The sequence below is a fragment of the Aeromonas sp. OTU364 genome (assembly GCF_038440395.1).
In the GTDB taxonomy this organism is placed as follows: domain Bacteria; phylum Pseudomonadota; class Gammaproteobacteria; order Enterobacterales; family Aeromonadaceae; genus Aeromonas.
In genome coordinates this window covers 281044-292724 of the sequence record NZ_JASATR010000003.1, presented here as the reverse complement: position 1 = coordinate 292724, position 11681 = coordinate 281044, and the positions used below count along the sequence as shown (strand labels likewise).

The following is an 11681-nucleotide window of genomic DNA, read 5'->3' as shown; positions in this document are numbered from 1 at the left end:
GCTCTGCTCTAATTCAGCCATTATTTTTCTCTGTGAGATCAATCAGATGATCGAGTTTCTTCGCCGTATTGCCAGCCATCGTCTGGCCTGGGGCCTGCTGGCTGCGTCTGCTCTCTGCTTCGAGCTGTGCGCCCTCTTCTTCCAGCATGTGCTGGGTCTGCACCCTTGCGTGATGTGCATCTATGAGCGGATCGCCATCCTCGGGGTGCTCGCTGCCGGCCTGCTCGGCATGGTGGCGCCAGAGAAGTGGTATCTCCGCTGGAGTGCCATGCTGCTGTGGGGCTACAGCGCCTTCTGGGGCCTGAAGCTGGCACTCAAGCATGTGGATTACCAGGTGAACCCCTCCCCCTTCAATGTGTGCGAAGGCTTCGTCGACTTCCCAAGCTGGGCTCCCCTCGATCAGTGGGTGCCCTGGCTCTTCTTCCCGGACGGCGATTGCAGCGAGATCAGCTGGCAGTTCCTGAGTTTCTCCATGCCGCAGTGGTTGATCGCCATCTTCGCCGCCTACCTGCTGGTGTTTGCGGTGGTCGCCATCGGCAACCTGGTCAAGGGCCGCTGCTGCAACTGACGCTGACGCGGCCATATAAAACGCATCAACGCATACAAAAAGGGAGCCATCGGCTCCCTTTTCCATCAGCGGTGTCAGTCACCCAAGCCGCTCCCGTTTCTCCATGCCCCTGTCATCTGGCTGATGGCCATCTTCGCCGCCTACCTGCTGGTGTTTGCGGTGGTCGCCATCGGCAACCTGGTCAAGGGTCGCTGCTGCAACTGACGCTGACGCCGCCATATACAACCCATACAAAAGGGAGCCATCGGCTCCCTTTTCCATCAGCGGTGTCAGCCCCCCAAGCCGCTCCTGTTTCTCCATGCCCCTGTCATCTGGCTGATGGCCAGCTTCGCCGCCTACCTGCTGGTGTTCGTGGAGGTCGCCGTCGGCAACCTGGTCAAGGGCCGCTGCTGCAACTGATGCTGACGCCGCCATATACAACCCATACAAAAGGGAGCCATCGGCTCCCTTTTCATTTTCCGCAGTCTCTGTGCACGGTTGCACAGGCACGCACTCAACTCGCCTTGGCGGTGTGCATCCTGGCCTTCACCATGCCGACGACCATGGGCAGCAGCGAGATGCCGATGATGCCGAAGATGAGCAGGGTGAAGTTGTGACGCACCACCGGCAGGTTGCCGAAGAAGTGGCCCGCATAGACGAACGACAACACCCACAGCAAGCCGCCAATCAGGTTGAACGCCAGGAAGCGCGGGTAGGTCATGGCTCCCATGCCCGCCACGAAGGGGGCAAAGGTGCGCACTATGGGCAGGAAGCGGGTGATGATGATGGTCTTGCCGCCATGCTTGGCATAGAAGGCGTGGGTCTTGACCAGATAGTCGCGCCGGAAGATCTTCGAATCGGGATTGCGAAACAGCTGATCCCCGAAGAAGTGGCCTATGGTGTAGTTCACCACGTTGCCGAGCACGGCGGCGATGATCAGCACCCCCGCCAGGGTGTGCACGTCCAGCACGCTGCCCACGGTGAGGGCGCCTGCGGCAAACAGCAGGGAGTCGCCGGGCAGGAAGGGGGTCACCACCAGGCCGGTCTCACAGAAGATGATGAGGAACAGGATGGCGTAAACCCAGATGCCATAGTGCTCGAACAGCTCTTTCAGGTGCACGTCAACGTGCAGAATAAAGTCGATTGCAAACAGGATCAGATCCATTTTCTCATACCCATGAAGTGAACGGCGTGGAGTCTACGCCAATGCCTTGCGCCCGACAATCTGCGGCATCGTCTCTCCCCTCATTCCAGGGTATCCAGCCCCTTCCTGACCGTTGCGGGCAGGCAGGACTCCCACCCCCAGAGCAGCAACAGCAGCAGGCTGACGTCGTCGAGCCAGCCAACGAAGGGCACCAGATCCGGGATGAGATCCACCGGACTGATGCCATAGACGAGGATGAGGATCACCAGCCCCTTGGCCCACCAGGGGGTGTCCGGGTGGCGAAAACCGGCGTAGAGGCGACGCAGGCGCCGCCAGATCAGCCAACGCTTGCCGCTCATGATTCGATCAACTCGCCGCGCAGCCGCTGGATCTGATCCCGCATGGCGGCGGCCTGTTCGAACTCCAGATCCCGGGCATGCTGGAACATCTGCTCCTCCATCCGCTTGATCTCCTTGGCGATCTCGCTGGCGGAGCGGGCATGGTACTCCCCTTGCGGCTCGGCCGCCTTGCGACTGCCTCTGCCGGGTTTGCCGGCGGTGCGGCTGCCCCCCATGTCCATCACGTCCCCCACCGACTTGTTGAGGCCCTTGGGCGTGATGCCGTGCTCCAGGTTATGGGCGTGCTGCAGGGCACGGCGCCGCTCGGTCTCCTCGATGGCCACCTTCATGGAGTTGGTGATGGTGTCGCCGTAGAGGATGACCTTGCCGTTGAGGTTGCGCGCCGCGCGGCCAATGGTCTGGATGAGGGAGCGGGTGGAGCGCAGGAAGCCCTCCTTGTCCGCATCCAGAATGGCCACCAGGGAGACCTCCGGCATGTCGAGCCCTTCCCGCAGCAGGTTGATGCCCACCAGCACGTCGAATTTGCCCAGGCGCAGATCGCGGATGATCTCCACCCGCTCCACTGTGTCTATGTCCGAATGCAGGTAACGCACCCGCACGTCGTGATCCGCCAGGTATTCGGTCAAGTCTTCCGCCATCCGCTTGGTGAGGGTGGTGACCAGCACCCGCTCCTCCACCGCCACCCGCAGCCGGATCTCGGAGAGCAGATCGTCCACCTGGGTGGTGACGGGGCGCACCTCGATGACAGGATCGAGCAGGCCGGTGGGACGCACCACCTGCTGCACCACGTCGCCGCCGGACTTCTCCAGCTCGTAGGGGCCGGGGGTCGCCGAGACGAACACCGTCTGGGGCATCAGGGCCTCGAACTCGTCAAACTTCAGCGGCCTGTTGTCGAGCGCCGAGGGGAGCCGGAAGCCGTACTCCACCAGGGTCTCCTTGCGGGATCTGTCCCCTTTGAACATGGCGCCTATCTGCGGCACAGTCACGTGGGACTCGTCGATGATGAGCAGGCCATCCCCCGGCAGGTAGTCAAACAGGGTGGGCGGCGGCTCGCCGGGGGCCCGCCCCGACAGATAGCGGCTGTAGTTCTCGATACCGGAGCAGTACCCCAGCTCCTGCATCATCTCGATGTCGAACTGGGTGCGCTGGCTGATGCGCTGCTCCTCCACCAGCTTGTTGAGGGAGAGCAACTGCTCGCGGCGTCCCTTGAGCTCTTCCTTGATGTGATCGATGGCCCCGAGGATGGTCTCGCGCGGCGTGGCATAGTGGGTCTTGGGGTAGATGGTGTAGCGCACCACAGTCTGTTCGATGGCACCGGTCAGGGGATCGAACTGGGAGAGGCGCTCCACCTCCTCGTCAAACAGCTCCACCCGCAAGGCCAGCTTGTCCGATTCGGCAGGGTAGATGTCGATCACCTCCCCCCGCACCCGGAAGGTGCCGCGCTGGAAGGCCATGTCGTTGCGGGTGTATTGCAGCTCGGCGAGGCGGCGCAGTATGTCCCGCTGGTTGATCACATCCCCCACCTTCAGGTGCAGCATCATGCTGAGGTAGGCCTGGGGGTCCCCCAGACCATAGATGGCCGATACCGAGGCGACGATCACCACGTCTCGCCGCTCCAGCAGCGCCTTGGTGGCCGACAGCCGCATCTGCTCGATGTGATCGTTGATGGAGGCATCCTTCTCTATAAAGGTGTCCGTGGTCGGCACATAGGCTTCCGGCTGGTAGTAGTCGTAATAGGAGACGAAGTACTCCACCGAGTTCTCGGGGAAGAACTCCTTCATCTCCCCATAGAGCTGGGCGGCCAGGGTCTTGTTGGGAGCCAGTATCATGGTCGGGCGGTTCAGGGTGGCGATGACGTTGGCCATGGTGAAGGTCTTGCCCGACCCGGTCACCCCGAGCAGGGTCTGGTGGGCGAGGCCGGACTCGATGCCATCGAGCAGGCGGGCGATGGCCGCAGGCTGATCCCCCGCGGGTTTAAACTGGCTGGCCAGCTTGAAAGGCTTATTCATGACGACTCCCGACAAAAAACGGCAAGAGAGCAGTGTACCCCGAGTTGACGGGCCTGGGTATCCGCTCTCACCCCCTGACGGCTATTGACCCCGAAATGCGACCTCTGTATGATGCTCCTCCTTGCCTGATGTTCCCCCGTAGTTCAGTCGGTAGAACGGCGGACTGTTAATCCGTATGTCACTGGTTCAAGTCCAGTCGGGGGAGCCAATTCCTCACCATCTCGGTGCAAGTTATCCACTTTAGTGCTTTCCTCTGCCAATTTTAATGCACAAGCCGTCCCTCGCGGCACACTCCCCATTTGATCCCCGGTTCCTGGCCAGCAGCGTTTTGTTCTGCTGCGTATAACCATTTGATTTTTATAGAAACATTTTTTTGCCGGTATTTTTTGAACAGTCCTTGCACCCCAGTATTGGCGCGGCTTGCAGGCTGATCGCCAAGTTTCATGAACAGGGTTATCCACAGTTTCTGTGGGTAAGTGTGCCAAACCCAATGCAGGCCTAGGTTGGCAGCGATTGTCTCCGCTTTGGCGAGGCGAAACATCTCGCCCCCCATTTTCTCCTGTTTTTGCCCTCCCCCCTAAATGGGTCGGACGGGGGTGACCCCTCCTCTTCCGGCCACTTTTTTTTCGCCATGCCCCGTGCCATGGGTCAGCCTCCACCGAACGGTAAAAAGGGTTCCTTTGCATCCCTCGCTCCCCACCAGTCAAAAATGCTGAAAACCATGCTCAATCGCCCCCTGCGCAGCAGGTAATAAATTGTCCACAGGGCTGTCACCCCTTCCCTGGTCGACAGCAGAAATCACTCATTGACAGCGAGAACGGCAGCGGAAAATAGAGGTATTTTCCCCAAGTTGCCCGCGCATCCCTCCCCTCCCCGGGGAGACCAGCACTTAACTGGCCGTTAATCCGCTTTCGCGCTTCTTTCTTGATGAGGGATCCGGCACAATATCGGCCCCACTTTTTTCCTCGGTTTTTCCGGGCATGACCATAGATTTCGTGACACTGCTACATCAAAGCGACTCCCTGCTGCTGTTCGTGGTGCTGGCCTTCGGCCTGCTGCTGGGCAAGGTGCGCATCGGCAACTTCCAGATTGGCAACACCATAGGGGTGCTGTTCACCGCCCTGCTGTTTGGCCAGATGGGGTTCCAGTTCTCCACCTCCACCGAGAACGTCGGCTTCATGCTGTTCATCTTCTGTGTGGGGATCGAGGCGGGCCCGCACTTCTTCAGCGTCTTCCTGCGCGACGGCATCCACTACATCACCCTGACCCTGGTGATCCTGCTGACCGCCTTGCTGCTCACGGTGGGACTGGCCAAGTTCTTCAATCTGGGGCCCGGCATGGCGGCGGGGATACTGGCGGGGTCGCTCACCTCGACCCCGGCGCTGGTGGGGGCCCAGGATGCCCTGCGCAGCGGCCTGCTCAACCTGCCCCACGGTACCGACATGCAGCCCGTGCTCGACAACATGGGCATCGGCTACGCCCTGACCTACCTGGTGGGTCTGGTGGGGCTGATGCTGGTGGTGCGCTACCTCCCCTCCCTGGCACGACTCGACCTCAATACCGAGGCCCAGAAGATCGCCCGCGAGCGGGGGCTCTCCGACAGCGAGAGCCGCAAGACCTACCTGCCCATCATCCGCGCCTACAGAGTCGGCCCTGAGCTCGCCGCCTGGATAGGTGGCCGCACCCTGCGCGAAACCGGCATCTACCCCCACACCGGCTGCTATGTGGAGCGGATCCGCCGCAATGGCATACTGGCAAGCCCGGATGGAGACGCGGTGATCCAGGAGGGGGACGAGATCGCCCTGGTGGGCTATCCCGAGAGCCACGAGAAGCTGGACGTCAACTACCGCAACGGCAAGGAGGTGTTTGACCGCAACCTGCTCGACCTGCAGATCGTCACCGAAGAGATAGTGGTGAAGAACGACGCCGTGGTGGGCCGCCATCTGGTGGAGCTCAACCTGACCGAGAAGGGCTGCTTCCTCAACCGGGTGGTGCGCTCCCAGATCGAGATGCCGTTCGATCGCAACATCATGCTGCAAAAAGGCGACGTGCTGCAGATCAGCGGCGAGAAGCAGCGGGTCAAGCTGCTGGCCAACAAGATCGGCTTCATCAGCATCCACAGCCAGACCACGGATCTGGTGGCCTTCACCACCTTCTTCGTGCTCGGCCTGCTCATTGGCTCCGTCTCCCTGGTGTTCGGCCAGATAGAGTTCGGCCTCGGCAACGCCGTCGGCCTGCTGCTGGCGGGCATTCTGATGGGTTACCTGAGGGCCAACCACCCGACGGTCGGTTATGTGCCGCCCGGTGCCTTGCGCCTTGCCAAGGATCTCGGCCTCGCCGTCTTCATGGTGAGCACGGGTCTGAAAGCGGGGGGCGGCATCCTGGATCACCTCAGCGAGGTGGGGGTGGTGGTGCTCTTCTCCGGCATGCTGGTGACCACCTTGCCGGTGCTGGTGGGCTATCTGTTCGGGGTCTGGGTGCTGAAGATGAACCCGGCCCTGCTGCTCGGGGCCATCACGGGGGCCCGTACCTGCGCCCCGGCCATGGACGTGGTCAACGAGGCCGCCAACAGCTCGATCCCGGCGCTCGGCTACGCCGGCACCTATGCGGTGGCCAACGTGATGCTGACCCTGGCGGGCTCCTTCATCATCGGTTTCTGGTTCTAGCCCAGATCCCCTTGACCCGACACTATCCGCAAAGAGGGAGCCCATGGGCTCCCTCTTTTGTTGTCGGGGCTGAGGGCTTTCAACGACCAGAGAGGGGCAGCAGGCCAGATAGCTGGAATCGTGCTATTGGCTGGCGGCGATGAAACTCAAAGAGCTAAAGCCCCCCCTGCGCGGCACTTACACTCAGTAAAACGAGTGAGGTGATCGTCATGAAACGCTTATGGATTTTCCTTGTTTGGGTGCTGGGTTCCCTGCCACTGGCCTGGAGCGCCGAAGCGGACAAGGCGGCAGTCGAAGAAGAGGCGCGCAGCGCCCTCAGCTTCGCCAGCGAGGATCTCGCCAAACCCATGTTGGGGGACCTCGACGCCATGATGGAACGGCGCACCATCAGGGTGCTGACCACCTACAACAAGACCGGCTACTTCATCCACAAGGGGGTGCAACGGGGGGTCACCTACGACGCCTTCATGCAGGTTGAAAAACGGCTCAACGAGCAGCTGCGCAAGGACAAGGCCATCAAGCGCCACCTCAAGCTGAACTTCGTCTTCATTCCGGTCGCCCGGGAAAACCTGCTGAAGGCCCTCATCGACGGCAAGGGGGACATCGCCGCCGCCAACCTCACCATCACGGACAAGCGCAGGCAGCAGGGGGTAGAGTTCAGCGCCCCCCTCATCGAGAACGTGCGCGAGCTGCTCATCTCGGGGCCGGACTCCCCCAAGGTGGAGAGCGCCGCCGATCTCGGGGGCAAGAGCATCTATGTCAGGCCCTCCTCCAGCTACTTCGAGAGCCTGATGGCCTACAACCAGGCACGCAAGGAGGCGGGGGAACCCCTCATCGACATCCAGCCCGCCTCCGAGGTGCTGGAGGATGAAGATCTGGTGGAGATGGTCAATGCGGGCCTGCTCCCCTTCATCGTCATGGATGAGCACAAGGCCCGCTTCTGGCAGAAGATCTTCCCGGCTATCCGGATCCACGAAGAGCCCGTGTTCCGCGACGGCGGCATCATCGCCTGGGCGGTACGCAAGGAGAGCACCCAGCTGCTCGCCATGCTCAACGAGCAGATCAAGGCGCTGCGGGGCAAGGCCACCGGCGAGGCCATCCTGGCCCGCTACCTCAAGCAGAACAAGTTCATCAAGAGTGCGGCCGCCGAGGCCGAGCGCAAGAAGTTCCTGCAGGTGGTGGAGCTGTTTCGTGAATACGGCAACAAATACGACGTGGACTGGCTGCTGATCGCGGCCCAGGGCTATCAGGAGTCGGCCCTCAACCACAAGGCGCGCAGTCATGTCGGCGCCATCGGCATCATGCAGATCATGCCCGCCACCGGGAAAGGGCTCAAGGTGGGGGACATACGCCAGCTCGAGCCCAACATCCACGGCGGCGTCAAATACATGCGCTGGATGATAGATCACTACTACGCCGACGAGCCCATGACGGCCCTCGATAAGGCTCTGTTCTCGTTTGCCTCCTACAACGCCGGTCCCGCCCGGGTGGCGCGGCTGCGGGCCGAGGCCAAGAAGCGGGGGCTGGATCCCAATGTCTGGTTCCACAACGTCGAGTATGTGGCGGCGGAGAAGATAGGCCCGGAGACGGTCACCTATGTGGGCAACATCTACAAGTACTACATCGCCTACAAGCTGGTGATGGAGCAGTTGCAGCTCAAGGAGCAGGCCACAGAGACTCTCAAGCAGCAGGAGAAGATGGGCGAGAAAGTCTCGGCGGCAGAGAAATCATAGGCAGCCAGGACCAATGCCAGTTGCAGGCGGGGCTCCCTCTTCAGCAGAGGCGAGCCCCGCCTCTTCTTAGGCAGAAAGAGCCTTCCCCCCATGACCAGAATGAACAGAATGGGCAGAACAGCCTTAATAGCCATTACGGTCAGATTGTTTTCCAATCAGACATGATTAATTAACCTCCTCGCAACAATCACAAGGAGAACACCATGTTGCAAGGAACCTTCAAGCGCACCCTGCTCTGCTGCCTGCTGGGGGCCAGCCTCGGCGTCCAGGCCAAGATAGACGAAGTCCACTTCCTGATCCCGGGCGGCGCCGGCGGCGGCTGGGACAACACGGCCCGTGGCACCGGCGAGGCCTTGACCAAGTCCGGCCTCATCACCACCGCCTCCTACCAGAACATCTCGGCCGGCGGCGGCGCCAAGGCCATCGCCCACCTGATCGAGACCTCGGCCCAGTCCGACAAGACGCTGCTGGTCAACTCCACCCCCATCATCGTCAAGTCCCTCTCCAAGGAGCTGCCGCAATCCTTCCGGGATCTCACCCCGGTTGCCTCCATCATCGCCGACTATCAGGCGCTGGCGGTCCCCCTGGACTCCCCCTATCAGAACTGGGCCCAGTTGCTGGCCGCCTATGAAGCCAATCCCGCCAAGGTGAAGATCGCCGGCGGCTCAGCCCGCGGCAGCCTGGATCACCTGGTGGCCGCCATGACCTTCAAGAATGCGGGGGCCGATGCCGGCAAGCTGCGCTACGTGGCCTATGACGCCGGTGGCAGCGCCATGGCGGCGGTACTGGCGGGGGAAACCCAGGTGCTCTCCACCGGCTTTGGCGAGGCGATGGAGGCAGTCAAGTCCGGCCAGATGCGGATCCTCGGCGTCACCGCCCCCGAGCGGATGCCGGATGCGAGCCAGGTGCCCACCTTCAGCGAACAGGGCAACCCCACCGTCTTTGCCAACTGGCGCGGCTACTTCGCCTCCCCCGACGTCAGCCCCGAGCAGTCCGCCGAGTTCGCCGCCCTGCTCAAGCAGATGTACGACAAGCCGGAGTGGGAAGTGGTGCGCGCGCGCAACAGCTGGATCAACCAGTATCAGGCCGGTCCCGAGTTCACTGCCTTCCTCAACAGCCAGGAGCAGCAAATTGGCGGCCTGATGCGCGAGCTCGGCTTCATCAAGTAACCCTCAGCCCGTGGCGGGCCAGGCCCGCCCATCGGAGTCATCATGCGACTGACCAAGGAAAGGTTCGGGGGGCTGCTGTTTTTGCTGCTCTCCCTCGCCTATGGCTATCACGCCACCCAGATCCCCGGTTACCCGGGGGACGAATATGAACCCTTTACCGCCAGCACCCTGCCCTATGCCCTGGCGGGTGTCGGGGTCCTGCTCTCCCTGATCCTGATCTGTTCCCCGGGAGGGGAGCGACTGGGCAAGGAGTCCGGCAACTGGCGGCTGGTGTTCGCCCTGCTGGGGCTGATGCTGGTCTATGGCCTGGCCCTCGGCTGGCTCGGCTTCCTCATCGCCACCATCCTGTTCCTCATCGGCGGCATCCTGCTGATGGGCGAGCAGAGCCTCGCCTTCGCCTGCAAGGTGAGCATCCCCTTCACCCTCATTTTCTGGGCCCTGCTGACCAAGGGGCTCAATGTCTATCTCGAGCCGGGTCGGCTGTTCACCCAGTTGCTGGGATAAGGAGAACCCATGTTAGACGGAATCCTGCAAGGGCTCGGCACCGCCATGATGCCCATCAACCTCTTCATGGTGGTGGTCGGCTGCTTCGTCGGCACCTTCATCGGCATGCTGCCGGGCCTCGGGCCCGTCACCGCCATCGCCCTGATGATCCCCATCACCTACGGGCTGGACCCGGCCTCCGGCATCATACTGATGGCCGGGGTCTATTACGGCTCCATGTTTGGCGGCTCCACCGCCTCCATCCTGATCAACACCCCCGGCTGCTCCGCCAGCATGATCACCGCCATCGACGGCTATCCGCTGGCCTGCAAGGGGTTCGCAGGCAAGGCGCTGGCCATCGCCGCCTACGCCTCCTTCGTCGGCGGCACCCTGTCGGCCATCTTCCTGATGGTGGCGGCCCCCCTGCTCGCCAAGGTCTCCCTCGCCTTCCAGTCGGCGGACTACTTCGCCCTCATGGTGCTCGGGCTCTCCGCAGTGGCGGCCTTTGCCGGCAAGGGCCAGGTGCTCAAGGCGCTGATCATGGCGCTGTTTGGCATCATGATCTCCACCGTCGGCATCGACCGCAGCGTCGGGGTGGACAGATTCACCTTCGGCCTGCCGGACCTGCGGGATGGCTTCTCCTTCCTGCTGCTGGCCATGGCCACCTTCGCCCTGGCGGAGATCCTGATGACGGTGCTGCGCCCGGGCAAGGACACCAGCAAGGAGGAGGCGAGCAAGCTGCAGCAGCTAGGCTCCCTCAAACTCAGCAAGGACGAGGTCAAGGAGATAGCCCCCCCCATAGCCCGCTCCTCTGTGCTGGGGTTCCTCATCGGCGTGCTGCCGGGGGCCGGCGCCACCATCGCCTCCTTCATGGCCTATGGCGCCGAGCGCAACTTCGCCCGCAAAGGCAAGCGGGACGAGTTTGGCAAGGGCAGCCTGACCGGCATAGCCGCGCCGGAAGCGGCCAACAACGCCGCCTCCAGCGGGGCCTTCGTGCCGCTGCTGACTCTGGGGATCCCGGGCTCCGGCACCACGGCCCTGATGCTGGGGGCCCTCATCGCCTACGGTATCCAGCCTGGCCCGCGCCTCTTCATGGAGCACCCGGACGTGTTCTGGTCGGTGATCATCTCCATGTATCTGGGCAACGTGGTGCTCTTGATCCTCAACCTGCCGCTCATTCCCTACCTGGCCAAGGTACTGCAGGTGCCGCGCCCCGTGCTCATCCCCATGGTGCTGCTGTTCTCGCTCATCGGGGTCTATCTGGTCTCCTTCAACACCATGGACATCTATGTGATGGTGCTGGTGGCCCTGGTGGCCATCGGCCTGCGCCTGCTGGACTTCCCCATGGCCCCCATGCTGCTCGGCTTCATCCTGGGGGGCATGCTGGAGGACAACCTGCGCCGGGCCCTGGTGATCAACGACGGCTCCCTGAGCTTCCTGTGGGAGCGCCCCATCACCCTGGGCTTCACCCTGGTCACCCTGGTGATGCTGTTGCTGCCGCTCTGGCAGTGGTGGCAGGCCCGTCGCACGCCGGTGGCGACCCTGCAATCCGACCCGACCTGATCCGAGTC

General features: G+C 62.4%; 11 protein-coding genes and 1 tRNA gene. 7 read left to right on the top strand and 5 right to left on the bottom strand.

What is annotated here, in order from left to right; all coding sequences use genetic code 11:
* Nucleotides 1–46 precede the first annotated feature (46 nt).
* On the top strand, nt 47–568 hold the full coding sequence (gene dsbB, locus AAHB08_RS05720) for a disulfide bond formation protein DsbB (RefSeq protein WP_342058372.1): 522 nt from the start codon (nt 47–49) through the stop codon (nt 566–568).
* Nucleotides 569–646: 78 nt separating this feature from the next.
* Here dsbB and AAHB08_RS05715 read toward each other — a convergent pair whose 3' ends face one another.
* From AAHB08_RS05715 to uvrB, 4 genes are all read right to left on the bottom strand, one after another.
* A complete protein-coding gene (locus tag AAHB08_RS05715; RefSeq protein ID WP_342058371.1) occupies nt 647–868 on the bottom strand; it encodes a hypothetical protein in 222 nt (73 codons plus the stop codon).
* 193 nt (nt 869–1061) lie between these two features.
* On the bottom strand, nt 1062–1712 hold the full coding sequence (locus tag AAHB08_RS05710; protein ID WP_319916157.1) for a DedA family protein: 651 nt from the start codon (nt 1710–1712) through the stop codon (nt 1062–1064).
* A gap of 80 nt (nt 1713–1792) precedes the next feature.
* Complete coding sequence (locus tag AAHB08_RS05705; RefSeq protein WP_025327135.1) at nt 1793–2050, bottom strand: YkvA family protein; 258 nt, start codon at nt 2048–2050, stop codon at nt 1793–1795.
* On the bottom strand, nt 2047–4059 hold the full coding sequence (gene uvrB / locus AAHB08_RS05700; RefSeq protein ID WP_139434289.1) for an excinuclease ABC subunit UvrB: 2013 nt from the start codon (nt 4057–4059) through the stop codon (nt 2047–2049). The genes AAHB08_RS05705 and uvrB overlap by 4 nt, the downstream gene beginning before the upstream one ends.
* A gap of 132 nt (nt 4060–4191) precedes the next feature.
* Here uvrB and AAHB08_RS05695 point away from each other — a divergent pair.
* Nucleotides 4192–4267 (top strand) — tRNA-Asn (locus AAHB08_RS05695).
* 54 nt (nt 4268–4321) lie between these two features.
* Here AAHB08_RS05695 and AAHB08_RS05690 read toward each other — a convergent pair.
* Nucleotides 4322–4600 (bottom strand): hypothetical protein, encoded by a 279-nt coding sequence (locus AAHB08_RS05690; protein WP_342058370.1) that lies wholly within the window; start codon nt 4598–4600, stop codon nt 4322–4324.
* 439 nt (nt 4601–5039) lie between these two features.
* On the opposite strand from AAHB08_RS05690, the gene AAHB08_RS05685 reads away from it, so the two are divergent.
* The 5 genes from AAHB08_RS05685 (at nt 5040) to AAHB08_RS05665 (ending at nt 11673) form a co-directional block, all read left to right on the top strand.
* Nucleotides 5040–6725 carry an aspartate:alanine antiporter gene (locus AAHB08_RS05685; protein ID WP_139434287.1) on the top strand — a complete coding sequence of 562 codons (1686 nt, stop codon included), beginning with the start codon at nt 5040–5042 and terminating at the stop codon, nt 6723–6725.
* A 209-nt stretch (nt 6726–6934) separates the two neighbouring features.
* Entirely contained in the window at nt 6935–8458 is a 1524-nt protein-coding gene (locus AAHB08_RS05680) for a transglycosylase SLT domain-containing protein (RefSeq protein ID WP_139434286.1), read from the top strand.
* Between the two features lie 203 nt (nt 8459–8661).
* A complete protein-coding gene (locus AAHB08_RS05675; RefSeq protein WP_342058369.1) occupies nt 8662–9627 on the top strand; it encodes a tripartite tricarboxylate transporter substrate binding protein in 966 nt (321 codons plus the stop codon).
* Nucleotides 9628–9669: 42 nt separating this feature from the next.
* Nucleotides 9670–10131: a tripartite tricarboxylate transporter TctB family protein gene (locus AAHB08_RS05670; protein WP_139434284.1), complete on the top strand. Its 462-nt coding sequence runs from the start codon at nt 9670–9672 to the stop codon at nt 10129–10131.
* 9 nt (nt 10132–10140) lie between these two features.
* Entirely contained in the window at nt 10141–11673 is a 1533-nt protein-coding gene (locus AAHB08_RS05665; RefSeq protein WP_202045867.1) for a tripartite tricarboxylate transporter permease, read from the top strand.
* Nucleotides 11674–11681: the final 8 nt, after the last annotated feature.